Here is a 26,947-nt window from a genome sequence, read left to right as displayed (position 1 = left end):
AGCCGCTGAATCTTAAAGTTTTCTTAAATGGCCCCGCTTCTTTACATCGCTCAATGCAGTTCTACGCAACAGGAAATCCTGCAATTTCTAAAAGACAATCAAACCGGGCTTTTGGCTTTATTTACACTTGATCAAACCGGTGGACGCGGGCAGTACGGAAAGGTTTGGGAAATGCCCGCAAACCGGAATATTGCCTACACACTTGCCATTGCTGAAAAAGAGTGTGAGATTCAGGCTGTTTTATTCAATTTTCGTACCGCTGCTTTGGTGGCTGATTTTGTTGCCAATTTGACAAAACAAGCAGTGGAAATCAAATGGCCCAATGACATTATTTTAAATCAAAAAAAAATCGCCGGTCTCTTAACAGAACGTGTTACGGTGGAGAGACAGCCTTATTATCTTATTGGAATCGGACTGAATGTGTTGCAACGCGAATTTCCGGGTTTGCCAAAAGCGGGATCTTTGCTGAGCCAGACCGGACATTCCTATGATCCCAAACAAGTTGCAGAAGATTTACACGCTTTTTTAACCGCGCACATTACCGGTAATATTTCTGCACCAGATATTATTAAAAACATCAATGACCGGCTTTTCGGTAAAGGAAAAGTAATGGTGTTCGACACAAAATCCGGCAGACAAAATGGCATTATCCGGGAAATGGATTCAAACGGACTGCTGCTGGTAGATTTGGAAAATGAAGGTGTACAGAGATTTCGGAATCAGGAAATTACCATGCTTTACTGATTTGCACGCCGTAAATATAAAAACAAGGCAATGGGCGTAAAGATGATATTCGGCAGCCACATAGCCAATGCCGGCGGCAGCGTTTGGTTCGCAGAAACTACTTTTAATGCTTCGAAAGAGAAGACAAAAACAAAGGCCAGTGCAATACCAATCGCCAGATTCATGCCCAGCCCGCCGCGTTTCTTTTCGGAGGAAAGAGACAGTCCCAGAAAGGTGAGGACAATCACGGAAAACGGCATGGAAGTTCGCTGGTGAAGCTCATTTAAATAATCATTCAGGTTGGCGTTGCCTTTCTGTTTTTCGCGATCGATAAAAGTGAGCAGGTCCGGTGTTGTTTTATTCTGGCCGAGCAGAACATCGGGGAATAATTCTTCCGGCGGCAGGCCAAAATCCTTCAGCATCACGCTGCCCTGCTCCAGTTTTTCCTTTTGATTGGGCAGAAATGTTTTGATGAGGTAATCGCTGATCTGAAATTGCTTTTTATCCGGTTGCCAGCTGAATTCCGCGCCATTAATCTGATAGACCAGTTGCTGCTTGTCATTAAACTTCTGATAAAAAATGCCGTTGCCGCGTTTTTCTTTTCGGTTATATGATTTCAGGAAGATATATTCCAGGCGGGACAGTTGCGTGGCCACCTCGGCTGTACCGGTAAATCCTTCCCGTTTTTTCGCGTTATAGGTGTACGGTTCCAGCTCATTCTTTTTCATATTCGCCAGGGGCAGTACAAAGTGATTGATAGCCAGAGCAGACAAAGCAATAAAACCCGAAGTGATTAAGTAAGGCCGCGCAAACCGGTGAAAGCTTGCACCGGAACTGATAATGGCGACAATCTCGGTGTCATTTGCCAGTTTCGAAGTGAAGAAAATAACCGAGATAAAAACCAGAATAGACATGAAGGTAATGATCAGATTCACAATCCAGAAGGGATAGAAATTGATCAGAAATTCACTTACCTTAAATCCGTTGGACTCAATACGCGGCGCTTTTGCCTGCACATCGATCACCAATACGATGATACTGAGCAAAGCCAGCATAAAGCCAAAAGTGCCCAGGTATTTACGGATGATATAAAGGTCTATTATTTTCATCAGCTGTCAAACGTTGATCAGAGGCGCTGTTTCAGTTGTGGGATTACCCTGTCTTTCCACTCATAGAAATCGCCGGCTACAATATGCTCGCGGGCTACGCGTACCAGCTCCAGATAGAACGCCAGATTGTGGATGGACGCAATCTGCTTGCCAAGGTATTCCCGTGCGGCAAACAGGTGGCGAACATACGCTTTTGTGTAGGCGCTGTCCACATGACTGGTACCAAATTCATCCAGCGGAGAGAAATCTGTTTTCCACTTTTCGTTTTTCATGTTCATCACGCCGTTCCAGGTGAAGAGCATGGCGTTGCGCGCATTTCTGGTCGGCATTACGCAGTCCATCATATCCACGCCAAGCCCGATGGCTTCCAGGATATTCCACGGTGTGCCTACGCCCATGAGGTATCGTGGCTTTTCTTTTGGTAAAATATCGGTCACTTCATCGGTAATGCGGTACATTTCCTCTTCCGGTTCTCCGACGGAAAGTCCGCCGATGGCATTTCCTTCTGCATTCTGTTCAGAAATAAATTCCGCGGATTGTTTGCGCAGGTCCGAATACGTGGAACCCTGCACAATGGGAAATAATCTTTGGCGGTAGCCATACAATTCGGGATTGTCTTCCGTCCACTGAATGCATCTTTTCAGCCAGCGGTGGGTGAGTTCCATGGATTCCCGGGCCTGATTATATTCACAGGGATACGGTGTGCACTCATCAAAGGCCATAAAAATATCGGCACCGATCTGTCGCTGAATTTCCATTGATTTTTCGGGAGAGATGAAATGGCTGCTGCCGTCAATGTGTGATTTAAATTTCACACCCTCTTCATTCATTTTGCGGGATTTGGATAAAGAGAAGACCTGGTATCCGCCGGAATCTGTCAGAATGGGCAGATCCCAGCCCATGAATTTATGCAGTCCGCCCGCCCGCTGCATTACCTCCATGCCGGGACGCAGATTCAGGTGATAGGTGTTTCCCAGGATAATCTGGGCACGAATGTCATTTTTAAGTTCCTGCTGATGGACTGTTTTCACCGAAGCAACGGTACCGACCGGCATAAAAATCGGGGTCTGAATGGTTCCGTGATCAGTAGTCATGGTACCGGCTCTTGCTTTGCCGGTGGTCGTAGTATTTATTGTAAAAAAATCGGACATATTAATTATTCGTTTCGCCGGAGCGCGCTTTTTCTTGTTCTTTCTTTTCTTTTTCCTGCCTTTCCTTTTCCTTTCGCTTCTCTTCTGCGATTTGCTCTTCGATATATTGGCCGGCTTCCGGATCGCGTTTTATAATAATTTTCTGTGCGCGTTTTAGGATTTTATCCATATCGCCGGTGGCGGTATAGTATCGGTAACTGTCGGCATAGGCTGCAGAAGTTACTTTATATTTTTTCATGGTGAAGCGTGTGGCGTTATCCAGATTGTAGTTATCGGACATGCCCATGATTTGTTCATTGATGGCAAAATCAGCAATCATTTCCGCCATAACCTCTTTTTCGATGACCTCTTTGGGTTTATCGATCAGCTCTGTGCAGGCACACAGAAAAAACAACAGTATATATATAAGGTGTTTCATAATTTGCCGATCAGTGATTTCCATTTCATATTCAGGACACCGAAAACCGCTTCATGAATAATGCCGCCGTTCATTTTGCTGGTACCCAACTCACGGTTGGTAAAAATAATGGGAACTTCCACGACTTTAAATCCTTTCTGCAGGGCACGGAATTTCATTTCAATTTGAAAGCCGTAGCCTTTCAGCCGAATCTGGTCTAAATTAATTTCTTCCAGCACACGCCGCGAAAAACAAACAAAACCGGCTGTGGTGTCCCGGATTTGAATTCCCAGAATCTTGCGTACATAAATAGAAGCGCCGTAGGATAACAACACCCGACCCATGGGCCAGTTTACGACATTGACGCCGCGGGCATACCGCGAGCCTACACTCATATCAGCGGTACGACAGGCTTCGTACAGACGCGGAAGGTCCTGCGGATTGTGGGAAAAGTCGGCATCCATCTCAAAGATATAGTCGTAACCGTTTTTCAGGGCCCAGCGAAACCCGTGGATATAGGCTTGCCCCAATCCGTCCTTAACTTTGCGAATCTCCAGATGCAGTTGCCCGTTGCTGGTAGTTTGCATTCTTTTTACAACCTCTGCCGTACCATCCGGTGATGAGTCATCCACCACCAGTACTTCGAAATCCTGCTGCAGGCTGAAGACGGCAGCAATAATGTTTTCAATGTTTTCGATTTCGTTGTACGTCGGAATGATGACGAGTTTTTTCATCCGGAAAATTAATGTGCAAAGATAAACTTTTTCCTTCGTGATCTCATCCGGCGTGCCGGCGCTGCTTTATCTTTTTTAAAATAAACTATTACCCTAATATTAGTATTTTTGCAAAAAAATTTCTTTGGTAAGAATTGTACAGCAAAATGATTGGGTAATTTTTGTTTTGACGGCCTGCTTTGCGCTGTATCTTTTTATGCTTATTTATCTGCATCGGGATTCTACCGTGCGCAGTTTTCTTTTTCAGCAATATGCGGACGTAACCAATAACTTCCTGAGCTGGCTTATTGTGAGTTTTATCTATGTTGTGTTGCTTACCACATTGCTCTCTCAAACGATTCCCATTGTTCCGCAGTTTGTCTTAAGACTGCAATTGTTTGGTTATGAGCTAAATAAATTCGGCTATACCTTTTTAGTGCTGAGCGGGTTTTATGTGCTGCGTGCCGGCCTGACTTATTTGTTTTATAAAGCCAGTAATGATGCGGAACGGTGGAACCATCTGCAGTTTGTGGCGTCCAAATTTTTTTTCAGCGCCTCACTGCTTTTATTTGGTGTATGTTTCATGCATTATTATTATCCTCAAGAGCTGAAGGTTGTCTTCAGTTGGTACGTGTGGGGATTGGTCATCGTCTTCGTCTTCAAGAACTTAGTGTTTCTGCTGGCCACGCAGCCGGCTTTTCCCGAGAAAACATTTTATAAAATTTTGTATATTTGCACCCTTCAAATTATACCCTTGCTGGCCCTTTGGCGGCTATTATATATTTAAGACAAACTCATGATGAAAATTAAATCTATCCTGGTGTCGCAGCCTGCGCCGAATGAATCTTCGCCCTACCTGGAAATCGCCAAGAAAGAAAAAATCAGAATAGATTTCCGGCCCTTCATCCATGTGGAAGGAGTAGATGCCAAAGAGTTGCGGACACAAAAAATTGATCTCACGCAGTACACCGGGATCATTTTTACCAGCCGGAATGCGATTGACCATTATTTCCGCCTGGCTGAAGAAATGCGTTTTACGGTTCCGGATTCCATGCGGTATATCTGCCAGTCCGAGGCGGTAGCCAACTATCTGCAAAAGCACATCGTGTACAGAAAACGCAAGATTGCTTTTGGTGAAAAAACTTTTTCTGATCTGGCGCCTTTATTTAAAAAGTTCCCGGATGAGAAATACCTCCTGCCTTCATCAGATATTCTGAGTCCGGACATTCCGAGAGTTCTGGATGCCAGCGGTGTGGACTGGACACGCGCTACCATGTACCGCACGGTATGCAGCGACCTGAGCGATATCGCCATTAAGGATTATGATATGCTGATTTTCTTCAGTCCGCAGGGAATTCGCTCGCTGGGCGAAAACTTCCCGGAATTTGAGCAGGGAGATACCAAAGTAGCCGTGTTTGGTTCCACTACCGAGCAGGCTGCCAAAGATGCAAAACTTCGGGTGGACGTGATGGCGCCCACGAAAGAGTCGCCGTCCATGACCATGGCCATCGAGAAATATATCCGTAATCTGGAGAAATAAACCAGGACTTATTTTTACGAATTTTATAATAACCTGAAAACCGCCTTTTCTCCTAGGAAAGACGGTTTTTATTTTTATAACATACCTTTATAACATAATGATTAAAGATAGTACACCAGTACACCAGCCTCCCATGGCGCAGAAGATTCCAAAAGAACTGCAAACCCATGGCGACATACGCACTGATTCCTATTTCTGGATTAATGAGCGCGACAATCCGGCGGTAACCGCCTATCTGCAGGCAGAAAACAGTTATGTGGACGCGATGATGCAGGATACCGAAACTTTGCAGGAAAAACTCTTTGCAGAAATGAAAGCGCGCTACCGGGAAGACGATTCTTCGCTGCCCTATTTCTTTAATAAATACTGGTACATCGTGCGCTATGAACAGGGAAGAGAACATCCGCTGTTTACCAGAAAATATCTTTCGCTGGAAGCTGCCGAGGAGCTGCTGCTGGATGCCAATATCCCGGCGCAGCACCATGAATTTTTTGAAGTGGGAAGTTTGGCGGTATCACCCAACAATAAACTGATGTCTTACAGTACAGATGTGCTGGGCCGTCGTATTTACACGGTGTATTTTAAAGATCTGGAAACCGGGGAATTGCTGCAGGATCAGATTGCCAACACAACCGGTAAAGTGGTTTGGGCTAATGATAATGAGCATGTATATTACATTAGAAAAGATGATAATCTCCGCGCTTTTCAGGTGTATCTGCATCAATTGGGTACAGATTCCTCGCAGGATGTGCTCGTGTTTCATGAAGAAGATGAAGCGTTTGATGTAAATGTTTTTAAAACCAAGTCACTGGAATATATTTTCATCGCCAGTTCCAGTACGGTTTCAGATGAGCACCGTTTTATTCCGGCAAGCGATGTGTTTGCGCCGTGGACTGTCATTCAGCCGCGCATGGAAGACCTGGAATATGCGGTGGAGCATTATCAGGATCAGTTTTATATCATTACCAATGCGGATGACGCAACCAATTTTAAAATCGTGACAACACCTGTGGCGCAACCGGGTATTGAGCATTGGAAAGATCTTGTGCCGCACCGCGAAGAAGTTCTGCTGGAAGGTTTTGAAATATTTAAGGATTATCTGGTTCTGGAGGAACGCCGCGAAGGGTTACTGCATATCTGCATTACCGATTATGCGCAGAAAGCTTTGTTTTACCTTCCTTTCTCGGATCCCGCGTATACAGCGTACATCGGTCTGAACCTGGAATTTGAGACAGATGTTTTGCGCTATGGCTATACATCGCTTACCCAGCCAAGCTGCACGTATGAATTTAACATGAAAACCCATGAACGCACGCTGCTTAAAGAACAGGAAGTGCTGGAACCGGGCTTTGCACCGTCCAATTATGTTTCGGAACGTGTCTGGGCGCCGGCGCGGGACGGAAAATCAGTTCCGGTTTCTTTGGTGTACCATAAAGATACACAACTGTCGGCTGATACGCCTTTATTGCTGTACGGTTATGGAAGCTATGGCCATACGGTAGACGCCAGCTTTTCCAGCGTACGGCTTTCCCTGCTGAATCGTGGTTTCGTGTATGCAATTGCGCACATCCGCGGCGGAGAATATCTGGGTCGTGACTGGTATGAAGACGGTAAAATGCTGCAAAAGAAAAACACCTTCTTTGATTTTATTGATGCGGCTAAATTCCTGGTACAGAACAACTATACCTCCTCACCACATTTATATGCCATGGGCGGCAGTGCCGGTGGCCTGCTGGTAGGCGCTGTGATGAATATGGAGCCTTCCCTGTTTAATGGGGTCGTGGCCCAGGTACCTTTCGTGGATGTGGTCACTACCATGCTGGATGAAACAATCCCGCTGACCACCGGTGAATTCGATGAGTGGGGTAATCCAAAACATGAGGAATATTACCATTACATAAAATCCTACTCACCGTATGATAATGTGCAAAGCGTGGAGTATCCGCATCTGCTGGTAACCACCGGTCTGCACGATTCGCAGGTACAGTACTGGGAACCTGCGAAATGGGTGGCGAAACTGCGTGAGCTGAAAACAGACAATAATCTGCTGTTGTTCCGCACCGATATGAGTTCCGGCCACGGCGGCGCGAGCGGCAGATTTGAATCATTGAAAGAGGATGCGCTGGAATATGCGTTTCTGCTTAAATTAGAAAATAAATATGAATAATAAAACAGAGGGAGAACTGTGGGCAGAAGTAGAGCAGTTCTTTGTAACACATTTTGAAACCGAAGCCCATCCGCCGATTGATACCCTGCTTTTCCTGATTGGCGTGCAGGAATTGGGCAGCGGTGCGCAGAAGTACACCAAGGACGATAAGCTGAATCTCTTGCATATTGCCGTGTGCCGCTTGCTGGAGCCTTTCGGATATTATAAGTTTTCGCATTACGATGAGGAAGGCTATCCGCATTTCGAGGTGCTGGATACTTTGCCGGAGCTTAAACCTAATGAGCAGCAGCTTCTGATGAAAAAGGCAATCATTCAATACTTTATTGATGAAGATTTATTTAACTAAAAGCCTTTCGCAAACCATCATTTTTAAACCTTGCCGCACGGTGAGGTTTTTTTATATCCCGCAATGGCTGATTTCTTGCAATGCCTCGTGTTTATATTTAAAATGTTAAAACAAAACGTTTTAAGAAAACCCATACAATAAACTTAACTTTTTTTTGTTTCAATAATCTTAAAAAGAGTAATTTTAACAGTTGATTTAAAAATAACTGATGAATAACAGATTCATTCCTTTTATCTCCGTACTGATGACCATTTCCATGGTTGTTTTCGTTTCACTGCAACTCTACTGGTTGCGGGAACTTTACAGTGCGCTGAATCAGGATTTTACCAATAAGGTGTATGCGGCCATGGAATCCTCCTCCCGGAAGGTTCAGGAACTGGAAGTAGATAAATATCAGAACGGTGATTTAAAGGCTTTCACCAAAACAATTGTTGACAGCAGTGATAAACCCACACAAACGTACATTCAATCCAATGTGGACTCGGCGGACCGTACCACTATAATATTTCAGAAAAGTATTATCGAAAGCCAGAATATTCCGATCTCTCAGCAGGGAGACAGCCTGATGACCACGAAGTTGTACACTGACGAAGGGATTCTTAAGTTCAGGAAAGCACCGAACACTTCCGAGTTGCTGACCCCACAGCTGAGCAAAGACATCAGCAATAATACCTATGCGCTGCGTGAATTTGCCAAACTGAATGCCACCAACCTGCCGATTGAAAAAAGGGTCGACCGGAAAACGCTCGATTCCGTTTTAGCGCGCGAACTGAAACTGAACGGACTGGACACCAAATTCGGTTTTGCGGTGATGAACAAAGACAATAAAGTGACTGCCATTGCAGATACTACCTTCTCTGAACAAAAAGACCGCGATAATTATACCTATCCGCTTTTTCTGGACAGCAAAGACCGCACACTTTACACGCTGGCGCTTGTTTTTCCGCGAAAGGATTATTCCCTGGCGAAGAATAACCTGCCCATGCTGCTGGGAACCTTTATGTCGCTGCTGACGATTTTAGGGATTTATATTATCTCCATCAATTATATGATGCGCCAGAAAAAAATTGCTGATGTGAAAACGGACTTCATCAATAACATGTCGCACGAGTTTAAAACGCCGCTGGCCACCATATCAGTCGCGACCGATTCTCTGGCCAATGATAAAATTGCCACCAATCCGGACAAGGTAAAATATTATTCAAGTTTAATTCGTCAGGAAAATCTCCGGATGAAAAAGCAGGTGGAAAACGTGCTCAACATGTCTAAACTGGAGCGTAACGAAGTCGTATTATTTTTAAAGGAAATCAATGTGCGCGAACTTATTCAGGAGATTACAGAATCATTCGGCCTGATCGTTGAGCAGCGCGATGGTACTTTAACCCAGCAGTTTAATGCGGAAAAGTACAGATTTAAAGTAGATGAATTCCATCTTTCCAATGCGCTGATTAATCTTTTAGACAACGCCAATAAATACTCTCCCGAAGCGCCACAAATCAAAGTAACTACTCGCAACGAAGGCAATTGGTATGTTATTGAAATTGCTGACAAGGGTACGGGAATGGAAACGGATAATAAAAACCGAATCTTCGAAAAATTTTTCCGCGAAGAAACCGGTAATATTCACAATGTAAAAGGGCAGGGGCTGGGCCTCACCTATGTGAAGAAAATCATCGAGTTGCACAAAGGACAAATCCTGGTGGACTCGCAAAAGGGAAAAGGCAGCACCTTTACCATTAAGCTCCCGATGGCTTAAGACGGTGCTGAATAAAAAAATGTAAAAATTAAAAAAAACAAAATTATGAGCAACAGAATCTTATTAGTAGAAGACGACCAGAGTTTTGGTGCCGTGCTGAAGGATTATTTAACCATCAATAATTTTGAGGTAACGCTCGCAACTGATGGCGAACAGGGCTTGAAGGAATTCACCGAGAATGAATACGACATCTGTATCTTCGATGTGATGATGCCTAAAAAAGACGGGTTCAGCCTGGCGGAAGATGTAAAACGCATTGACCGTAATATCCCGATTATCTTTCTCACCGCGCGGAACATGCGCGAAGATATTCTGAAAGGCTATCAGCTGGGCGCCGATGATTATATTACCAAACCTTTTGATACCGAACTGCTTTTGTATAAAATTAAAGCCATCCTGCAGCGCAGCGCCGTGCTGGAAGACAGCGAGCAGGAACAGTTCAAAATCAGTAATATTTATTTTGACAGTATGCTGCGTCAGCTTCGGGTGAACGATACAGAATACAAACTGTCACCAAAGGAAAACGAACTGCTGAAATTGCTGTGCCTGCACCGGAACGATTTCATGCCGCGCGATCTGGCCCTGCGCAAAATCTGGAAAAAGGAAAATTATTTCACCGCAAGAAGTATGGATGTATATATCGCTAAACTTCGGAAACTATTGAAAGAAGATGATGGCCTGGAAATCATCAACGTGCACGGAGAAGGCTTCCGGTTGTTAGTAAAGAATTAATGGCGAGCCATTGTTTATAAAAATGAACCGGCGCGGAAACAAAGTTTCCGCGCCGGTTTTATGTTGTAGCGTTATTGATCTTATTTCGCTTCCGCACAGAAAACGCGGTACTGAACAGAGATCGCACCATTGAACTGCTGGCGTACCCGGGAAAGGTCACCGGCGGCACTTTGCTTGGTTAAATAACTTCCTGCCAGTACTTTATAGTTGGGACGAAGGGAGGCGTCGATTTCCACTTTCATGCTTGGAAACTTGCGGCGGAAGCTCGCGCCAATCTGTCGTGCTTCTTCATTGCTTTTCACCACCGCTACCTGGATTTTATAACCCATAATCCGCGGATTGCGCCGGCAGATCTCAGCTTGTGTGAGTTCGCGTTCCGGTACCGAGGGCCGTGCCGGCGTTGCGCGGTAATCATCATTGCTTGCTGAGCGCTCATTTTCGCGGCTGCATTTATTTTCAATATCTGCCATCAGGCTGTTTACCTTGGCATCCATCATCATCGTTAGGGGAGTGCCGGACAGGGTGTCACTTACGACTACCTGTTGTGCTGCTGCACGGCTGTTGAAAAGAGTAAAAACAAGGAGAGCAAATAACGCTGAAATCTTCATTAGGTAAATTTTAGGCAAATTTAAAACAAATAAAAATGATACCGAAAAGTGCTATTTAGAACAGTTACAAATTAACCTCATTCGGCGCCGCCTCGCGCTATCTGCTGTTAATTTGTGTTAAAAGTCTTATTTTTGCCAAATTGAAAGTAAACTCAATACAATTTACTAACCCAAGATTTATTAAATGATTAGTTGGAGAAAGCATTACAAGAACTGTCTTATTGCAATAGGGCTATTGCTGTCGACCAGTGCTTCTATTTACGCTCAGGGAGATGCCAAAAACGGTGAAAAGCTTTTTAAAGCAGACTGTGCCGCCTGTCACGCGTTGGACAAGCAACTTATCGGTCCGCCACTCGGGGGCGTAGTAGAACGGCTGAAAACAGAACAGAATCTGGAAACAGACTGGCTGCACAAGTGGATCAAGAATAACAAAGAACTGCGTGCCTCCGGAGATAAGTACGCAAACGAAGTCTTCGAGAAATTCAACCAAGTGGAGATGTTAGCATTTCCTAACCTGTCTGATCAGGAGATCGATGACATCCTGGAATATACCACCAATCCTCCTGTTGCGGAGCCGGCTGCTGGTGCCGGAAGCGCTGCAGCGGGTGCAGACACGGAACATACACCTGCGTCACTGGAAGCGATCAAGCAGGAATCCATGAACTCCAAAATCATTCTTATTTCCCTGCTGGCCATTGGCGGATTGCTGGTGTGGCTGCTGATTAAGCTGCGTACCCTCGTGAAACTGCAGCAGGCAGATGAGCTGGCTGGTGCCCGCGAGGAAAGCGCCGTATCTTTTGCAGATATCTACCGTAAATACAGCGTGGTAGGGAAAGGCTTGCTGGTGGTTCTGGGTATCTTTGCAGCCTACGGCCTTTGGAACAGCCTAATGTGGATTGGCGTGTACAAAGGGTACAAGCCGGAGCAGCCTATCTATTTCTCACATAAAATTCACGCCGGTGAAAATAAAATCGACTGTCAGTTGTGTCACTCTTCCGCGAAATACGGAAAGGTTTCCGAGATCCCTTCGCTGAATGTTTGTATGAACTGTCACCGTAATATTTCCGAGTACAACGGGAAATACATGGAGCCGGGCAAAGACAAAGCGTTCTATGATGGTGAGATCCAGAAAATCTACGCAGCAGCAGGATGGGATCCGGAAAAACAACAGTACACGGGCAAAACACAGCCGGTGGAATGGGTTAGAATTCACAATATGCCGGACTTTGTTTACTTTAACCACGCGCAGCACGTAGTGGCCGGTGAACAGGCGATCCTGAATTCACACAACAAGAAAAATCCTGATGCGAAGATTGATGTGGTTTGTAAAGCTTGCCACGGTCAGATTGACACCATGAATGTGGTACAGATGGCCAACGACTTCACCATGGGCTGGTGTATTGAATGCCACAGAACAACGGAAGTTGATATGGAGAACGGCTACAATAAAGAGTACTTCAAGAACCTGCACGATAAGCTGAAAAAGCAGTACGGTTCCGGCGCGAAGATTACAGTAGACGCCATCGGTGGTCTGGAGTGTGGTAAATGTCACTATTAATAATAAAAATTAGAAGTATCAATGGCTTCAAATAAAATACAATTCAGAAGTATTCAAGAACTGAAAGACCCGTCCCTTACCGGGAGGCTGGCACAGAAAGAGTTTCTGGAAGAACTGCCTGTAGACGAAGCAGCACCTGTCGCTAAAAAGACAGACTCCGGAACCTCGAGAAGAGATTTCCTGAAGCTGCTCGGATTTTCTACGGCAGCAGTAACCCTGGCAGCGTGTGAAGCGCCGGTGATCAAAACCATTCCGTACGTAGTAAAACCGCACGAAATTATTCCGGGCGTACCGAATTACTACGCGTCCACTTATTTTGACGGATATGACTTTGCCAGCGTATTGGTAAAAACACGTGAAGGGCGACCGATTAAAATTGAACCAAATCCGGCGGCAGGAACCTTGGGTAAAACCAATGCACGTGCGCAGGCTTCCGTACTGTCTCTGTACGATAACGATAAGATCAAGCAGCCTAAGCTGAACGGCAAGGATGAAACGTTTGCCAAAGTAGATGAGTTCGTTCGCAAAGGGTTGGCCGATGCACAAGGATTTGGTAAGAAAATCGTTCTGCTTTCGCATTCATTTCCTTCCCCGACATTCAAGAAATTGTTTGCCGAGTTCAAGGAACAATATCCAACAGCGGAACTGGTGACCTATGATACTGTTCCTCAAACCGCAGCATTGGATGCGGCACAGGAAGTTTTCGGAACGCGTGCGCTTCCGGTGTATGACCTGAGCAACACAAAACTGGTCGTTTCTTTCCAGTCAGACTTCCTGGCAGATACCAACTCAGGTTCTATGGAAAGCTCATACGCAGCAGCGCGTAAGCCAGGTCCGAACATGATGCGTCACATCCAGATTGAGTCGAACATGACCATGACCGGTGCTAACGCTGATACCCGAATTAAATTAAAGCCAAGTCTTGTGAACAAGGTATTGGTGGAAGTATATAACGGCCTCAATGGCGGTTCCGTGAGCAAAGAAGCTGCGGGAATCGTAAAGGAACTTCAGCAAAACGGCAGCAACGCGGTTGTATTTGCAGATGGTTCAAAAGGAGCGCACGTTCTTGCTAACTTAATCAACCAGAAACTGGCTTCCAATGCCTTCACCGGCAAAGCAAGTTTCCTTCGTGAATTCGATGGTGCACGCTATCAGGAATTCCTGGGTTGGATGAACAGTGGCCAGGTGGGCGTATTAATTACAAACAACGTAAACCCAATCTACTCCAGCAACAAAGGAGAAGATTTCAAAAAGGCAGTGGCTAAAGTACCATGCGTAGTTGCAGTTGCTGACAAGAAGAATGAAATGTATCAGGCCGCCAAAGCCGCTATTCCGGTAGCGAACTGGCTGGAAAGCTGGGGCGACCTGGCACCGCAGACCGGCGTATATACGCTGATGCAGCCTGCTATTCAAAAAATATATAAGTCCCGTCAGATTGAGGAATCTCTGCTAACGTGGATGGCAGCACCGGGCGAAGAAGTTCAGAACTATTACGAGTATCTGAAGGCAAACGCTTCCGCACTGATTGGAAACACAACATTCAATAAGGCATTGTACAACGGTATTCTGGCTACTTCCGCAGAAGGAGGTCTATCCTATGCCGGCGGAAATGCAGCTCAGGCCGTAGCTGAACTTTCTAACTTTAAAGCTTCGGATATTGAGCTTGTCCTGTACACCAATACTGCTCTTGGAGATGGTACGCAGGCAAACAACCCTTGGTTGCAGGAACTTCCGGATCCGATCACCAGAATGACTTGGGATAACTACTTAACTGTTTCCCCACAGGATGCTGAGAAATTAGGTCTTGAAAATGACCTGAACGGAAGAATGCAGTTGAACGGTTCACGTGTAAACCTTACAGTCAACGGTGCTAAACTGGAAAATGTTCCTGTATTCATTCAGCCGGGGCAGGCAGAAGGTTCTGTAGGTCTCGCTTTGGGTTATGGTAAAAAAGATTCAGGTAAAGTAGCAGCAACCGGTATTAATGCATACCCGCTCTTTGACGGAACCAACTTTACTGTCTCGAACGTACAGCTTGAAAAAACTAGCGGAATTCACGAATTTGCAGGAATCCAGCTTCAGAATACCTTGATGGGCCGTTATGAAATTGCCCGCGAAGTTCCTTTGGAAACTTTCCTTAATGTGAAGTTTGATGATGAACTGAACGGATGGAACAAGCCATTGGAATATCACACCATCGGTGGTGCATTGCCTGCCGGTAAAGTCGACCTTTGGGATGCTTTTGATGATACAGACGGTCCTCACTTCAACCTTTCTATTGACCTGAACTCCTGTACAGGATGTGGCGCGTGCGTCATTGCATGTCAGGCAGAAAACAACGTACCGGTGGTAGGTAAGGAAGAAATGAGAATGTCCCGTGACATGGCTTGGTTACGAATCGACCGTTACTACACGACGATCATGCCGGAGGAAATTGATACCAACAAAGATGGTAAGCTTTCCGAAGAAGAGGCAGTAGCCGCCGGACTGAACGTAGCAGGAATGTACGGAAACGCGTTCAGCAAGAGCAGCGGAATCCTGAACCACCCGGCAGATAATCCGGATGTGATCTTCCAGCCTGTAATGTGCCAGCACTGTAACCACGCTCCTTGTGAAACTGTTTGTCCGGTAGCGGCAACCTCACACGGTCGTCAGGGGCAAAACCAGATGGCTTACAACAGATGTATCGGTACCCGTTACTGTGCAAATAACTGTCCGTACAAAGTACGCCGCTTCAACTGGTTTACCTACAATCTGAATGATAAGTTTGATTTCAACCAGAATAACGACCTGGGTCGTATGGTGCTGAACCCGGATGTGGTAACCCGTACCCGTGGTGTAATGGAGAAATGCTCCATGTGTATCCAAATGACACAGAACGTAATCCTGGAAGCCAAAAAAGAAGGACGCGTTGTGAAAGACGGAGAATTCTCTACTGCCTGCGTAAATGCATGTCCTACCGGAGCAATGACTTTCGGAGATATGAACGACAAAGGTTCAGCAGTAAGAGCACTTTTCAGCGACAACAGACGTTATACACTGCTTGAAGAAATCGGCACGAAACCAAATGTTTTCTACCACACCAAGGTAAGAAACAGAAAAGAAACTAATGTATAAATAATAAATAGGTAAAAAATGTCAGGACATTACGAAGCTCCGATAAGGGAACCTTTAATTATTGGTCACAAGACTTATCATGATATTACAGAAGATATCGCCAGACCTATAGAGCAAAGAGCAGGGAAGTTATGGTGGGTTTCCTTCTGGGCCTCACTCGTGCTGTTTGTTTATGGTTTTGGTTGTATTGCATATACTATTGGTACCGGAATCGGTGCCTGGGGTCTGAACAGGACCAACAACTGGGGTTGGGATATTACCAACTTTGTATGGTGGGTAGGTATTGGTCACGCCGGTACGCTTATCTCCGCTGTACTTTTGCTGTTTCGCCAGCGCTGGAGAATGTCCGTGAACCGTTCTGCGGAAGCGATGACCATCTTCGCGGTTGTGCAGGCAGCTCTCTTCCCGGTAATTCACATGGGTAGAGTTTGGGTAGGGTACTGGGTATTCCCGTTGCCAAACCAGTTCGGTTCCCTTTGGACGAACTTTAACTCGCCACTGCTTTGGGACGTATTCGCGATTTCCACGTATTTCTCCGTATCCAGTGTGTTCTGGTTTATGGGACTGATTCCGGATTTCGCTATGATTCGTGACCGTGCAAAAACTCCGTGGACCAAGAGAATTTATACATTCCTTTCTTTCGGATGGGGTGGTAAAGCCAAGCACTGGCAGCGTTTTGAAGAATTATCATTGGTATTGGCCGGTTTGGCTACCCCGCTGGTATTCTCCGTACACACCACGGTATCCTTTGACTTTGCGACGTCGGTGATTAAAGGATGGCACTCCACCATCTATCCTCCGTACTTCGTTGCCGGGGCGATCTTCTCCGGATTTGCGATGGTGCAGACACTTCTTCTGATTGCTCGTAAAGTAGCGCACCTGGAAGATTATATCACCATGTACCACATCGAGATTATGAACATCGTAATCATCGTAACCGGTGGAATGGTAACCGTAGCGTACGCTTGTGAATATTTCATCGCCTGGTATTCCGGGTCAAGATATGAAGACTTCGTATATCTGTCACCGGGTGCCGCTACCGGACCTTACTGGTGGGCTTTCTGGGCGCTGATCATCTGTAACCTGGTAGTTCCTGCCGCGTTCTGGTTCAAGCGCGTACGTACCAACATTATTGCAACGTTTATCATTGCACTGATCATCAACATCGGGATGTGGTTCGAGCGTTTTGATATTATTGTAATCAATATTTCCCGCGATTACCTTCCAAGTTCCTGGACGATGTTTAAGCCATCGGTAATTGACGTGGGCGTATATCTTGGAACCATTGGTTTCTTTGGAGTTCTGTTCCTGTTGTATGCACGTACCTTCCCGGTAATTGCGCAGGCGGAACTGAAGAGTATTCTGAAAATATCTGGTGAAACTTATAAAGCTAAAGAAGAAGATGAGCACCACTAAAATAGTATACGGTATTTATGCCGATGACGATGAACTGCTGGATGGCGTAAAAGCCTTCAACGATAAGGGAATCAAGATTAATGAAGTTTATACACCGTTCCCGGTGCACGGACTGGATAAAGCACTTGGCTTGAAGAAAACAAGAATTTCCGATGCCGCTTTCATCTATGCTGTGTATGGCGTGCTGATTGGATCATTGGTTACCTGGTACACCATGAACCATGACTGGCCAATGAACATCGGAGGTAAGCCATCTTTTACCTGGGCAGAGAACATGCCTGCCTTCGTAGTGCCCATGTTTGAATTAATGGTATTCTGCTCCGCGCACATGATGTCACTTACCTTCCTGGTGCGTAACAAAATGTACCCGGGATGCCCGCCACAAAATCCGGATCCGCGCACGACGGATGATAAGTTCCTGATGGAATTCATTACTGATGATGTGGAATCTGTTAAGCAGCTGCTGGTGGAAACCGGTGTGGAAGAAATAACGATTAAAGATGCTTAAGATGAAAAAGAATATATTGAAGTTTACAGCCATCTTGGGAACCGCAGCACTCATGCTGAGTTCTTGCAGCGATGAAAATCCGCCGTTAGTATATTTCCCGGATATGTATTTTCCTGTAGCCTATGACCCGCTGCAAAAAGCGGAAGATGCGTATTCAAAAAGAGATAATGAAATTCCGGCGTTTGTTTCACAGCAGGGCGGAACCGGCCTTGGCCCGGTCAACGGAACTGTAGCGCAGAACCCCGAAGGTATTGCGGAAGAAGCAGCCAATTCAGCGATGACTGCCGTGCAGTATAATGAAGGCTACGAAGCGAGCAAAGCAATCACGGCTTCTCCATTGCAGGCAGCAGCGCAGCAAAAAGATATTGAGCGCGGCAAGGATCTGTTTAATAAGACATGCTCAGCCTGTCACGGTATTGGCGGAGACGGTCAGGGACCAATCGTAGAAAGCGGTGCCTATGCCGGCGTTCCTAAGTTTGCTGACCGTGATATCACTATCGGATCTGTACATTATGTAATTACCAATGGCCGAAACGCGATGGGTTCTTACGCAGGACAGCTAAAGCCGGGCGACCGCTGGAGAGTAGCGCTTTATATCATGAACGAGTTTAAAGGTGGTCTGGGCGCTGCAAGCGCAGCTGCTCCCGCTGCAGCAGACAACACGGCAGTAACGGAAACAACTGAAACCGCTGCAAGTACACAACCGCAAAATAATAAATGAGATTACAATGTATAGTTTTTCACCTAAATTAAGATTATATTCAATCATATTAGTCGTCGTGGGCGTGGTGCTTTTTGCGGCCGGTTATTTTGTGAATGCCGGGTTTGATGATGCAAAAGTAGAACACATGATGGAAGCTGTGCATCAGGCAGGAGAATATGCACCGACTAACTCTAGCGAGCTGGTAGGTCCGCAGGATCATGCTGCACATCTGGAGCACGCCAAGATGCAGGTTCATAACCAGCCGCTGGCAGCCATTCATACCGTTGCGGTATTTCTGTTTGCCCTGAGTTGCTGTGCCTTGTTCTTTTACGCTATTCAGACAGCAGCGCACGCAGGTTGGTCGATCATCATCCTTCGTGTGATGGAAGCGATCAGTTCTTTTATTCCCTGGGCGGGCGGACTTCTGATCATTATTATGATTCTGAACGTTACGCACATGGGACACCTGTTCCACTGGATGGATCCTGAACTAACTGATCCTGCAAGTCCACATTTCGACTCTATTCTCTTCGAGAAGAAAAAGTTCCTTAACATCCCGGGGTATGTTTTCAGAAACATCCTGTATGTAGCAGGAGCTACCTTCTTCATGTGGAAACTGAGATCAATGTCCCGTCGAGTTGATGAAAACAAGAGCCGTGCGACCTATGCCACGTACTACAACTGGAACATCGGATACATTGCTTTCTTCGGTCTGGCTTCTGCAGCGTGGGCTTGGGACTGGTTGATGTCTATTGACCCGCACTGGTATTCCACGATGTATATCTGGTACGCGATGGTGAGTACCTTATCTTCAGCAGTAGCTGCGATCATCCTGATCAGCGTTTATCTGAAGAAGACGGGCTTCCTGCCACAGTTCAATGATAACCATTTGCATGACTTGGGTGTGTATTTATTTGCCACCAGCATGCTTTGGACGTACACCTGGTTTGCACAGTTCATGCTGTACTGGTACGCCAACATTCCGGAAGAGGTTAACTATTTCTTCGGTCGCTTTAAGTATTACGGCGTTACTTTCCTGCCGATGCTGATCCTGAACTTCCTTATTCCTTTATTGGTGATGGTAAGCTCCAGCATTAAGAGAAATTACACAGTCGTTACCACGATGGCGGTTATTGTACTTCTTGGTCACTGGCTGGATTACTTTAACATGGTAATGCCGGGAACCGTTGGTCCTTACTGGCAGAATATGGCCGGCTTATTGCTTAACTTGGGCGCCGTGCTGTTCGGAGTGGGTCTCTTTGTTTTCGCAGTAATGACGACCTTAGCCAAAACCAAACTTATTCCGACAGGAAACCCGTTCTTGCGTGAGTCCGAGATATATGAATATCCGTTCTAAGGCAAAGAATATCAACATAATAAAATCCCGGCGCTTGTCGGGATTTTTCTTTATTTTTGCTTAAATCAAGGCTTATGAATCTGCTCTATATTAGATCTGCTTTTTCTTTTGTTAAAAGAATTAATTTCGTTTTACTCCTCGCCGCGTGCAGCTTACTGCTGGTTACGTCTTGCAAGAAAACATCAGTGGATGCCACGAATGTCAAAACACTCCAGTCCAGTATCAATGATCTGGCAAGCAGTCTGACGACCCTGGAGCAGGTGAAGTTTAATGAAGCCTTATATATCATTAAAACATTCGGCGTAGAAGCAGAAGGGGATTACAATTCCCTCATCGCCATGGGCAAACTCATCGACGGTAAAAAAGTACCGGAGATCTTCGCCATGGCCGATTCCGTAGCACAGAAGAATGGGATCGAGTGGGCGAGCAACGCGCCGCCTTCCCTGGGCGAAATGAACATCTTTGGCAGTACCGATCCACAGGAATCGGATCCGAATGATATCGCCGCCAATTCCGTTTTATTAAAAATTAATCCGGCCAAAACAGATCCGGTCCTGGGCGTACAGTCCCTTCAGATTGTGCCGCGCCTGGCAGATGCACGAGGGAAAGAAATTACCTTCGAAGGTGCCGGCCTGGAAGTTGTCCTGGAAGTATTCAGTGGTGGCACCAGATTATTGACTTCCAAAAACCTGATGCAGAATAACAACTTTAAAGGATTCACTTTACGATACAGTTCTTTGCCGGCAGAAAAAATCATTAATAACGCCATTGACATTACCGTTTCAGTTAAGACAACCAAAAAAACGCTTAAAATGTCTGCGATTGGCGTCGCCGTAAACGAAAGTGCACTTTTGATGCCCACTAAAAATGTTCCGGCTGATACGCTGACGGTTTCCACTCCCGGCGCAACCGAATACCCGGATTTCACGGAGGGCACCCCGGCTGAAGTTCCACCCGTTGGAAAAATTGATCCAAAATCCACCGTCAGCCGTTTCCTGAATAATCTGGCGGCTCAGAATCTGCGCGGCGCTTACGAAACGGCAGATAATCCGGCTTGGGGAAGTTTCGATAAGTTCAGCAATCCAACCACCGGCTTTGGGGCTGTGAAAAATGTTGCGGTGAAAAATGTAACGACCAATTCGAACAGTGGCGCTGCAGCCAGTGTAAGTGCAACCTATGATATAACGGATAAGGACGGCAAAACGACTTCGCTGATGGTCACCTTCGGACTGAAGAATGTTAACGGCGACTGGAAGATTAACAGCTATAAAATCAATTAAAAATGAACCACGCACTCGTCGAGCGGCTAAAACAAACCATCGAAACCATTCCGGACTTTCCAAAGAAGGGCATTCAGTTTCGCGATATCACGCCGATTTTCCTGGATCCGCAGCTGTACCGTGATGTCATTAAAGATTTAAGTGAGTTCAGCCGCGGAAAAGTAGATGCCGTTTGTGGCATTGAGAGCCGTGGGTATCTGTTCGGAATTGCCATTGCCGTTGCGCTCGACGTTCCTTTTATTTTAATCAGAAAAAAAGGAAAGCTGCCACCACCTTTTGTCGGCCAGAAATACGATCTGGAGTACGGCTCAGCAGAAATAGAAATGCGCGAAGGACAGTTGAAACCCGGGCAGTGTGTCTTAATTCATGACGATTTGCTAGCCACCGGAGGCACCACAGAAGCAGCGGCAGCACTCGTAGAAAAACAAGGCGGAATTGTGTCGCAGTTTAGTTTCCTTATTGGCCTGCACGAATTAGGCGGCCGGGAGAAACTGCAAAAGCATCATGCCGAAATCTATGAACTGCTGCAATACTGATCCCATTTATACAACTTGAAAAGCAACGTCATCTGCAGTAATTTCCGCACATAAAGTAAATTTTGTAAATCGTTCGGAAACAGTTAAATTTGCACTTCAATTGACAAAAAATTATGGCAAAAAATAAAGCCCAATCAAATCTTGAAGGGAAGGAAACCGTAGAAGTTTTTAAAGATCTGGACCGCGGTGCGCTCGATACGGAACGTTTTCTGGAACGCAACGCTAAACTCCTGATTACTGTTTTTGCGGTATTGGTGCTGGCGGTACTTGGCTATTTTGCCTATAAGCAATTCTATGTGGAACCACGAAATGAAGAAGCGTTGATGAGTTACCTCTCCGCTCAGAAGAATCTGGCTGAAGGGAAAGAAGACCTCGCTTTGGGTGGTAAAAGTGCAGCGAACCCTGGTTACCTGGGCACCTACAAAAATTACGAAGATACCCCTGTCGGGAAACTTTCTGCTTACAATGCGGGACTGCTGAAATTTAAAGAAGAAAAATACAAGGAAGCATACGACCTGCTGGACGCTTTCTCTTCCAACAATGATATTTTAATGTCACTTAAATACGGTGCCATGGCAGACTGCCAGCTGAACCTGAACAAGACCAATGAAGCTTTGCCGCTGCTCGATAAGGCAATCAAGGCTTCTGATGATCCGTATACTCAATATTACTTTACCCGCAAAGCCGGCATGACGGCACTAGCGATTAACAAAAAAGCAGAAGCTAAAAAATACTTCTCTACTGTTGACGAAAAATATCAGGATTACGACAATGGAATGTCCGATGCTTATATTGAAATGGTAAAGTACTTCTAAGCGATAATTTAAAAAATAAACCAAATGGCTACCGTAAATCTTTCAGATTACCAACCATTGGAAATACAGGATGCCGGTTCTTTCAGAATTGGCATCGTTGTTTCTCAGTGGAACTCTCCCATCACTTTTAACCTGCGTGATGCTGCTTTCGATATTCTGCAAAAAGAAGGCGTAGACCGGAAAAACATTTCTCTTTATAATGTTCCCGGCGCTTTTGAACTTTCCTATGCGACAATGCAGCTGTGCCGGACCAACGATTTTGATGCCGTGATTGCGATCGGATGCGTGATCCGTGGTGAAACGCCGCATTTCAATTATGTATGCTCTGCGGTAGCGCACGGGATCAAAGACTGCAATATCCAAACGGAAACACCGGCGATTTTCTGTGTACTCACCGATGATACCCAAGCACAATCTGAAGCGCGCAGTGGTGGCGATCTCGGGAACAAAGGCGTGGAAGCGGCGGCAACTGCCCTTCAAATGATCGATTTCAACCGTCGCGTTGCCAACGGTAAAGATTACAGCGAGACGCTGCTTTAAACTCTGGCACAATATTGCGTGTGTTCAATTCATATTAAACCCAACAATACGACACACCATGAGATGGACAAATAACAGAAGCGGTAATGTGGACGACCGGCGCGGAACCGGTGGCGGCGGTGGATTGCTTTTTGGCGGTGGCCTTGGCTCGCTGATTATCGCTGCAATTGTATTCTTCCTGGGAGGCGATCCCTCCGCGTTGCTCTCTTCGGGTGGCCCGCAGGTACAGCAGACTGAACAACGCGAGCTGACTGCTGAAGAACTTAAAATCCGGGAATTTGTTGAAATGCTTGCCTATGAGAACGAGCAGACCTGGGACCGCGTTTTTGCCGATATGGGAATGCAGTATGAACCCGCGAAAGTAGTGTTGTTTGAACAGGTAACACAATCCGGCTGTGGTACGGCGCAGGCTGCCATGGGACCCTTTTATTGTCCGGCAGACCAAACAGTGTATATGGATATGAGTTTCTTTCAGGAACTGCAACAGCGTTTCGGTGCAAGGGTTACAGAATTTTCCGTCGCTTATGTGATGGCACACGAAATGGGCCACCATGTGCAGACGTTACTCGGTACCACTCAGAAGGTAGATCAGCTGCGTCGCAGCGGAAGATATTCCGAAGCAGAAATGAACCGCGTATCCGTTGCAACCGAATTGCAGGCTGACTTTTATGCCGGTGTCTGGGCAAAGCAAACGGATAACCGTGAGCATATCCTGGAGCCGGGAGATATTGATGCTGCACTGTCGGCCGCCGAAGCTGTGGGCGACGATAACATCCAGCGGCGCGCCCAGGGTTACGTGAACCAGGAAAGTTTTACCCACGGTAGTTCGGCCCAGCGAAAAGAATGGTTTATGAAAGGCTACACCACAGGCAATATCCGCCAGGGTGATACCTTTGATGCATTATTAAAATAGAAGCACAGATTATAATTATACAAGTTGCCCGATGATCACTTCATCGGGTTTTTGTTAAAACGTTCATAGATTTTAAAACAAAAAACCTGCAACGACTGGCGCTGCAGGTTTCCAAGTAATATATGAATGTGATAGGGTGTCCTGTTCTTATCTTGCGTCTTCCGCGCGGGTAGGAGCTACTTTATCCTGAACCTGAGATACGGCATCAGATGCTTTATCTTTCAGATCATTTCCCCACTTGTTGAAATTATCTTTTGCAGTATTGACTTTGTCTTTTACTGCCTGTTTTTCTTCAGGGCTTGATTTTTTATATTTCCACCACGCCAGTGCGCCTAATCCAAGGAGTGCCAAGACTCCGTTTCTTTTTGTGCTCATAATAGTAAATTTTTATGTTTTAATTTTCATCGATAAGTCGTCGCGGTAGGTGATGTAAATTTTATGCCAAATAAAATACCTTCTTCCTAAAGTTTTGTTAAATGATCAAAAAACAAAAAAATCCGCTTCAGCAATTGAAACGGATCTTTAATAGTACTATTTGGATATCTCTTAACCTAAATAAGGATATTTATAATCTTTAGGTGAAACAAAAGTTTCTTTGATGCTGCGTACAGATACCCAGCGCAGAAGGTTCATTTTGGATCCTGCTTTATCATTTGTACCGGAGGCACGGGCACCGCCAAATGGCTGCTGGCCCACCACGGCTCCGGTCGGCTTATCATTGATATAAAAGTTACCCGCTGCATTTTCTAACGCTTTGTAGGCCTCATCAATAGCATAGCGGTCCTGCGCGAAAACAGCTCCGGTAAGTGAGTATGGCGAAGTTTCATCAACAAGCTTCAGCGTTTCTGCCCACTGCTCATCTTCATAAACATAAATCGACAGGATCGGGCCGAAAATCTCTTCACAAACTGATTCATATTTCGGATTGCTGGTCAGGATCACCGTTGGCTCCACAAACCAGCCTTTGGAATCGTCGTACCCACCACCGATGATGACCTCTGCATCGCTCGACGCTTTGGCTCTGTCAGTATAGTTCTTGCATTTTTCGAAAGAGTTCTTATCGATCACCGCGTTCACAAAGTTGGATGGATCTTCCGGGCTGCCCATTTTAATGGTTTTCATCTGGGCTTCCATTACCTCGCGAACCTGATTCCAAAGCGATTTGGGAACATACGCTCTGGACGCAGCGGAACATTTTTGGCCCTGATATTCGAAAGCACCGCGAACCAGTGCTGTAGCTACTGCTTCCGCATTAGCAGAAGGATGCGCTACCACGAAGTCTTTACCGCCTGTTTCGCCCACAATGCGCGGATAGGTTTTGTATTTATGAATATTCTCACCGATTCTTTTCCACATGTCCTGGAATACCTTCGTGGAACCGGTAAAGTGCAGACCGGCAAAATCAGGATGCTGCAATACTTTGTCTGCCGTTTCCTTCCCGTCCGTAAATACCATATTAATCACCCCGTCCGGCAGGCCGGCTTCTTTCAGGATGTCCATAATAACTTTAGCCGAGTAGATTTGCTTGTCAGATGGTTTCCAAACCACTACGTTGCCCAGCATCGCCATACAAGTTGGCAGGTTTCCGGAAATTGCCGTAAAGTTAAACGGTGTCACCGCAAAACAGAATCCTTCCAGCGGACGGTATTCTGAACGGTTCCAGATACCCGGATCGGAGACCGGCTGCTCGCTGTACATTTCAGTCATAAACTCTACGTTGAAACGCAGGAAATCGATAAACTCGCAGGCTGCATCAATTTCTGCCTGATGCACGTTTTTACTTTGCGCGATCATGGTGGCTGCATTCAGGCGGTCTCTGTACGGTCCTGCGATCAGATCTGCTGCTTTCAGGAAGATGGACGCGCGCTGCTCCCAGCCGATGGCGTTCCATTTTTCCTTTGCTGCCAATGCTGTTTCAATCGCCTGATCCACATGAGACATATCACCTTTATAATAAATACCCAGTTCATGCTGGTGGTCCTGCGGAGAAGTCATGGTAACGGCGTCACCTGTTGTAACCTCCTTGCCACCGATGATCATCGGGATTTCTACTTTTTCTTTCCACATCTGCTTGTAAGTCGCAATCAGCGATTTTACTTCATCAGATCCTGGTTCATAGCTTCTTACAGGTTCATTTACCGCGAAAGGAACCTGTGAAATGGCTTTTGACATATAATGGTTTTTATTGATTTTTTAGTAATACTACAAAGTTAGCGCAATTGGTGTAATATGCCAAGCGATAGCGGCAATCGCTTACTTCACCAGAATCTTATCACACACGATTTTGCTCAGGGTGACTGCCTGTCCGTTTTCTTTTTTGATGGTCATCGAGGCATCATACGGTTCAATATGTTGTATGAACAGCTGTTCGCCCAGTTCCAGTTCTTTGCTGTTCAGGAACTGCAGAAACGCCTGGTCAGAGACGGTGACGGATTTAAATTTCACGGTTTCCTGTTCTTCACAGGTACTGAGCGTGCGGAGATCGCGCTCGATGATGTTTCCTTCTTTGTTGGGTATAGGTTCGCCGTGCGGGTCATAATTCGGGTAATTGAGCAGTTCATCCATTTTATCAAAGAAAATTTCCGACTGCACATGTTCCAGCTGTTCCGCAATTTCGTGAACGTTTTCCCAGCCGAAATTCATTTTTTCCACCAGGAACATCTCTGTTAACCGGTGTTTGCGGACCACCAGGGCTGCCTGTTTTTTACCTTCAGACGTAATGAGCAGCGGTTTATAGCTTTCATAAATCACCCAGCCTTTCTGCGCAAATTTCTTCATCATATTGTTCACGCTCGGCATCTTTACCTTTAATAATTTACTGAGTTCATTAATGGTCACCGTATCATCGGCCGCTAAGAGATGAAAAATGGCTTTCAGGTAATTTTCTTCAGTGAGTGAAATCATTTTGTTAGATACTTTGTTTTGCAAATCTAACAATTATTAATAAGAAGGTTCAGTCTCC

At 45.8% G+C, this 26,947-nt stretch carries 26 protein-coding genes; 18 read left to right on the top strand and 8 right to left on the bottom strand.

Annotated features, from left to right (window positions below; genetic code table 11):
• Nucleotides 1-27: 27 nt before the first annotated feature.
• The gene (locus MVI27_RS03220; protein ID WP_246959259.1) at nucleotides 28-744 is read left to right on the top strand and encodes a biotin--[acetyl-CoA-carboxylase] ligase; all 717 of its coding nucleotides are present in this window, start codon (nucleotides 28-30) and stop codon (nucleotides 742-744) included.
• On the opposite strand, the gene MVI27_RS03215 is transcribed toward MVI27_RS03220, so the two are convergent.
• Genes MVI27_RS03215 through MVI27_RS03200 form a run of 4 tightly spaced genes read right to left on the bottom strand, consistent with a single transcriptional unit; the run spans nucleotide 738 to nucleotide 4,114 of the window.
• Nucleotides 738-1,832, bottom strand: a complete 1,095-nt coding sequence (locus MVI27_RS03215) for an LptF/LptG family permease (protein ID WP_246959258.1) — start codon at nucleotides 1,830-1,832, stop codon at nucleotides 738-740. The genes MVI27_RS03220 and MVI27_RS03215 overlap by 7 nt on opposite strands.
• Nucleotides 1,833-1,849: 17 nt before the next feature.
• Entirely contained in the window at nucleotides 1,850-2,983 is a 1,134-nt protein-coding gene (gene tgt, locus MVI27_RS03210; protein WP_246959257.1) for a tRNA guanosine(34) transglycosylase Tgt, read from the bottom strand.
• A gap of 1 nt (nucleotide 2,984) precedes the next feature.
• Nucleotides 2,985-3,401: a DUF4296 domain-containing protein gene (locus MVI27_RS03205; protein WP_246959256.1), complete on the bottom strand. Its 417-nt coding sequence runs from the start codon at nucleotides 3,399-3,401 to the stop codon at nucleotides 2,985-2,987.
• Nucleotides 3,398-4,114 (bottom strand): polyprenol monophosphomannose synthase, encoded by a 717-nt coding sequence (locus MVI27_RS03200; RefSeq protein WP_246959255.1) that lies wholly within the window; start codon nucleotides 4,112-4,114, stop codon nucleotides 3,398-3,400. Before MVI27_RS03200 ends, MVI27_RS03205 begins: the two co-directional genes overlap by 4 nt.
• A 124-nt stretch (nucleotides 4,115-4,238) precedes the next feature.
• On the opposite strand from MVI27_RS03200, the gene MVI27_RS03195 reads away from it, so the two are divergent.
• The 6 genes from MVI27_RS03195 to MVI27_RS03170 all read left to right on the top strand — a co-directional run bounded on the left by MVI27_RS03195 (nucleotide 4,239) and on the right by MVI27_RS03170 (nucleotide 10,634).
• Entirely contained in the window at nucleotides 4,239-4,880 is a 642-nt protein-coding gene (locus tag MVI27_RS03195) for a DUF4271 domain-containing protein (RefSeq protein WP_246959254.1), read from the top strand.
• A gap of 12 nt (nucleotides 4,881-4,892) precedes the next feature.
• Entirely contained in the window at nucleotides 4,893-5,633 is a 741-nt protein-coding gene (locus MVI27_RS03190; RefSeq protein ID WP_246959784.1) for a uroporphyrinogen-III synthase, read from the top strand.
• Nucleotides 5,634-5,730: 97 nt separating this feature from the next.
• Complete coding sequence (locus MVI27_RS03185) at nucleotides 5,731-7,800, top strand: S9 family peptidase (protein ID WP_246959253.1); 2,070 nt, start codon at nucleotides 5,731-5,733, stop codon at nucleotides 7,798-7,800.
• Entirely contained in the window at nucleotides 7,793-8,146 is a 354-nt protein-coding gene (locus MVI27_RS03180) for a hypothetical protein (RefSeq protein ID WP_246959252.1), read from the top strand. Before MVI27_RS03185 ends, MVI27_RS03180 begins: the two co-directional genes overlap by 8 nt.
• 208 nt (nucleotides 8,147-8,354) lie before the next feature.
• The gene (locus MVI27_RS03175) at nucleotides 8,355-9,902 is read left to right on the top strand and encodes a sensor histidine kinase (RefSeq protein WP_246959251.1); all 1,548 of its coding nucleotides are present in this window, start codon (nucleotides 8,355-8,357) and stop codon (nucleotides 9,900-9,902) included.
• Nucleotides 9,903-9,947: 45 nt separating this feature from the next.
• Nucleotides 9,948-10,634 carry a response regulator transcription factor gene (locus MVI27_RS03170; protein ID WP_246959250.1) on the top strand — a complete coding sequence of 229 codons (687 nt, stop codon included), beginning with the start codon at nucleotides 9,948-9,950 and terminating at the stop codon, nucleotides 10,632-10,634.
• 80 nt (nucleotides 10,635-10,714) lie between these two features.
• On the opposite strand, the gene MVI27_RS03165 is transcribed toward MVI27_RS03170, so the two are convergent.
• Complete coding sequence (locus MVI27_RS03165) at nucleotides 10,715-11,242, bottom strand: SPOR domain-containing protein (RefSeq protein ID WP_246959249.1); 528 nt, start codon at nucleotides 11,240-11,242, stop codon at nucleotides 10,715-10,717.
• A 184-nt stretch (nucleotides 11,243-11,426) separates the two neighbouring features.
• On the opposite strand from MVI27_RS03165, the gene MVI27_RS03160 reads away from it, so the two are divergent.
• The 11 genes from MVI27_RS03160 to ypfJ all read left to right on the top strand — a co-directional run bounded on the left by MVI27_RS03160 (nucleotide 11,427) and on the right by ypfJ (nucleotide 23,985).
• On the top strand, nucleotides 11,427-12,800 hold the full coding sequence (locus MVI27_RS03160; RefSeq protein WP_246959248.1) for a c-type cytochrome: 1,374 nt from the start codon (nucleotides 11,427-11,429) through the stop codon (nucleotides 12,798-12,800).
• Nucleotides 12,801-12,821: 21 nt separating this feature from the next.
• Entirely contained in the window at nucleotides 12,822-15,917 is a 3,096-nt protein-coding gene (locus MVI27_RS03155; protein WP_246959247.1) for a TAT-variant-translocated molybdopterin oxidoreductase, read from the top strand.
• A gap of 18 nt (nucleotides 15,918-15,935) precedes the next feature.
• Nucleotides 15,936-17,333: an NrfD/PsrC family molybdoenzyme membrane anchor subunit gene (nrfD, locus tag MVI27_RS03150; protein ID WP_246959246.1), complete on the top strand. Its 1,398-nt coding sequence runs from the start codon at nucleotides 15,936-15,938 to the stop codon at nucleotides 17,331-17,333.
• Nucleotides 17,320-17,841, top strand: a complete 522-nt coding sequence (locus MVI27_RS03145) for a DUF3341 domain-containing protein (RefSeq protein WP_246959245.1) — start codon at nucleotides 17,320-17,322, stop codon at nucleotides 17,839-17,841. The genes nrfD and MVI27_RS03145 overlap by 14 nt, the downstream gene beginning before the upstream one ends.
• On the top strand, nucleotides 17,834-18,562 hold the full coding sequence (locus tag MVI27_RS03140; protein ID WP_246959244.1) for a c-type cytochrome: 729 nt from the start codon (nucleotides 17,834-17,836) through the stop codon (nucleotides 18,560-18,562). Before MVI27_RS03145 ends, MVI27_RS03140 begins: the two co-directional genes overlap by 8 nt.
• 7 nt (nucleotides 18,563-18,569) lie before the next feature.
• Entirely contained in the window at nucleotides 18,570-19,901 is a 1,332-nt protein-coding gene (locus MVI27_RS03135; RefSeq protein ID WP_246959243.1) for a quinol:cytochrome C oxidoreductase, read from the top strand.
• Nucleotides 19,902-19,975: 74 nt separating this feature from the next.
• Nucleotides 19,976-21,181, top strand: coding sequence for a hypothetical protein (locus tag MVI27_RS03130; protein WP_246959242.1), 1,206 nt, complete (start codon nucleotides 19,976-19,978; stop codon nucleotides 21,179-21,181).
• A 2-nt stretch (nucleotides 21,182-21,183) separates the two neighbouring features.
• The gene (locus MVI27_RS03125) at nucleotides 21,184-21,717 is read left to right on the top strand and encodes an adenine phosphoribosyltransferase (protein WP_246959241.1); all 534 of its coding nucleotides are present in this window, start codon (nucleotides 21,184-21,186) and stop codon (nucleotides 21,715-21,717) included.
• Between the two features lie 113 nt (nucleotides 21,718-21,830).
• Nucleotides 21,831-22,532, top strand: a complete 702-nt coding sequence (locus MVI27_RS03120) for a tetratricopeptide repeat protein (protein ID WP_246959240.1) — start codon at nucleotides 21,831-21,833, stop codon at nucleotides 22,530-22,532.
• 24 nt (nucleotides 22,533-22,556) lie between these two features.
• Entirely contained in the window at nucleotides 22,557-23,072 is a 516-nt protein-coding gene (ribH, locus tag MVI27_RS03115; RefSeq protein ID WP_246959239.1) for a 6,7-dimethyl-8-ribityllumazine synthase, read from the top strand.
• Between the two features lie 58 nt (nucleotides 23,073-23,130).
• Complete coding sequence (gene ypfJ, locus MVI27_RS03110; protein ID WP_246959238.1) at nucleotides 23,131-23,985, top strand: KPN_02809 family neutral zinc metallopeptidase; 855 nt, start codon at nucleotides 23,131-23,133, stop codon at nucleotides 23,983-23,985.
• Between the two features lie 147 nt (nucleotides 23,986-24,132).
• Here the strand turns inward: ypfJ and MVI27_RS03105 are convergent, their stop codons facing one another.
• The 3 genes from MVI27_RS03105 to MVI27_RS03095 all read right to left on the bottom strand — a co-directional run bounded on the left by MVI27_RS03105 (nucleotide 24,133) and on the right by MVI27_RS03095 (nucleotide 26,889).
• Nucleotides 24,133-24,360 carry a YtxH domain-containing protein gene (locus MVI27_RS03105; RefSeq protein WP_246959237.1) on the bottom strand — a complete coding sequence of 76 codons (228 nt, stop codon included), beginning with the start codon at nucleotides 24,358-24,360 and terminating at the stop codon, nucleotides 24,133-24,135.
• Between the two features lie 171 nt (nucleotides 24,361-24,531).
• Nucleotides 24,532-26,157, bottom strand: a complete 1,626-nt coding sequence (gene pruA / locus MVI27_RS03100) for an L-glutamate gamma-semialdehyde dehydrogenase (RefSeq protein ID WP_246959236.1) — start codon at nucleotides 26,155-26,157, stop codon at nucleotides 24,532-24,534.
• Between the two features lie 81 nt (nucleotides 26,158-26,238).
• Nucleotides 26,239-26,889 carry a metal-dependent transcriptional regulator gene (locus MVI27_RS03095; protein ID WP_246959235.1) on the bottom strand — a complete coding sequence of 217 codons (651 nt, stop codon included), beginning with the start codon at nucleotides 26,887-26,889 and terminating at the stop codon, nucleotides 26,239-26,241.
• Nucleotides 26,890-26,947 lie beyond the last annotated feature (58 nt).

Origin of the sequence: Chryseobacterium salipaludis (assembly GCF_022968825.1) — a bacterium.
Lineage (GTDB): Bacteria > Bacteroidota > Bacteroidia > Flavobacteriales > Weeksellaceae > Kaistella > Kaistella salipaludis.
The sequence above is the reverse complement of the archived record's forward strand: the minus strand, read 5'-3'. Positions and strand labels throughout refer to the sequence as shown.

What these genes read in the sequence shown, in the direction of transcription:
- ypfJ (WP_246959238.1), top strand. Translation starts at nt 23,131, where the DNA reads ATGAGATGGACAAATAACAGAAGCGGTAATGTGGACGACCGGCGCGGA.
- MVI27_RS03200 (WP_246959255.1), bottom strand. Translation starts at nt 4,114, where the DNA reads ATGAAAAAACTCGTCATCATTCCGACGTACAACGAAATCGAAAACATT.
- MVI27_RS03120 (WP_246959240.1), top strand. Translation starts at nt 21,831, where the DNA reads ATGGCAAAAAATAAAGCCCAATCAAATCTTGAAGGGAAGGAAACCGTA.
- MVI27_RS03205 (WP_246959256.1), bottom strand. Translation starts at nt 3,401, where the DNA reads ATGAAACACCTTATATATATACTGTTGTTTTTTCTGTGTGCCTGCACA.
- MVI27_RS03155 (WP_246959247.1), top strand. Translation starts at nt 12,822, where the DNA reads ATGGCTTCAAATAAAATACAATTCAGAAGTATTCAAGAACTGAAAGAC.
- MVI27_RS03135 (WP_246959243.1), top strand. Translation starts at nt 18,570, where the DNA reads ATGTATAGTTTTTCACCTAAATTAAGATTATATTCAATCATATTAGTC.
- MVI27_RS03105 (WP_246959237.1), bottom strand. Translation starts at nt 24,360, where the DNA reads ATGAGCACAAAAAGAAACGGAGTCTTGGCACTCCTTGGATTAGGCGCA.
- MVI27_RS03145 (WP_246959245.1), top strand. Translation starts at nt 17,320, where the DNA reads ATGAGCACCACTAAAATAGTATACGGTATTTATGCCGATGACGATGAA.
- ribH (WP_246959239.1), top strand. Translation starts at nt 22,557, where the DNA reads ATGGCTACCGTAAATCTTTCAGATTACCAACCATTGGAAATACAGGAT.
- MVI27_RS03215 (WP_246959258.1), bottom strand. Translation starts at nt 1,832, where the DNA reads ATGAAAATAATAGACCTTTATATCATCCGTAAATACCTGGGCACTTTT.
- MVI27_RS03125 (WP_246959241.1), top strand. Translation starts at nt 21,184, where the DNA reads ATGAACCACGCACTCGTCGAGCGGCTAAAACAAACCATCGAAACCATT.
- MVI27_RS03170 (WP_246959250.1), top strand. Translation starts at nt 9,948, where the DNA reads ATGAGCAACAGAATCTTATTAGTAGAAGACGACCAGAGTTTTGGTGCC.
- MVI27_RS03165 (WP_246959249.1), bottom strand. Translation starts at nt 11,242, where the DNA reads ATGAAGATTTCAGCGTTATTTGCTCTCCTTGTTTTTACTCTTTTCAAC.
- MVI27_RS03175 (WP_246959251.1), top strand. Translation starts at nt 8,355, where the DNA reads ATGAATAACAGATTCATTCCTTTTATCTCCGTACTGATGACCATTTCC.
- MVI27_RS03180 (WP_246959252.1), top strand. Translation starts at nt 7,793, where the DNA reads ATGAATAATAAAACAGAGGGAGAACTGTGGGCAGAAGTAGAGCAGTTC.
- MVI27_RS03160 (WP_246959248.1), top strand. Translation starts at nt 11,427, where the DNA reads ATGATTAGTTGGAGAAAGCATTACAAGAACTGTCTTATTGCAATAGGG.
- MVI27_RS03130 (WP_246959242.1), top strand. Translation starts at nt 19,976, where the DNA reads ATGAATCTGCTCTATATTAGATCTGCTTTTTCTTTTGTTAAAAGAATT.
- tgt (WP_246959257.1), bottom strand. Translation starts at nt 2,983, where the DNA reads ATGTCCGATTTTTTTACAATAAATACTACGACCACCGGCAAAGCAAGA.
- MVI27_RS03140 (WP_246959244.1), top strand. Translation starts at nt 17,834, where the DNA reads ATGCTTAAGATGAAAAAGAATATATTGAAGTTTACAGCCATCTTGGGA.
- MVI27_RS03220 (WP_246959259.1), top strand. Translation starts at nt 28, where the DNA reads ATGGCCCCGCTTCTTTACATCGCTCAATGCAGTTCTACGCAACAGGAA.
- MVI27_RS03185 (WP_246959253.1), top strand. Translation starts at nt 5,731, where the DNA reads ATGATTAAAGATAGTACACCAGTACACCAGCCTCCCATGGCGCAGAAG.
- nrfD (WP_246959246.1), top strand. Translation starts at nt 15,936, where the DNA reads ATGTCAGGACATTACGAAGCTCCGATAAGGGAACCTTTAATTATTGGT.
- MVI27_RS03190 (WP_246959784.1), top strand. Translation starts at nt 4,893, where the DNA reads ATGAAAATTAAATCTATCCTGGTGTCGCAGCCTGCGCCGAATGAATCT.
- pruA (WP_246959236.1), bottom strand. Translation starts at nt 26,157, where the DNA reads ATGTCAAAAGCCATTTCACAGGTTCCTTTCGCGGTAAATGAACCTGTA.
- MVI27_RS03095 (WP_246959235.1), bottom strand. Translation starts at nt 26,889, where the DNA reads ATGATTTCACTCACTGAAGAAAATTACCTGAAAGCCATTTTTCATCTC.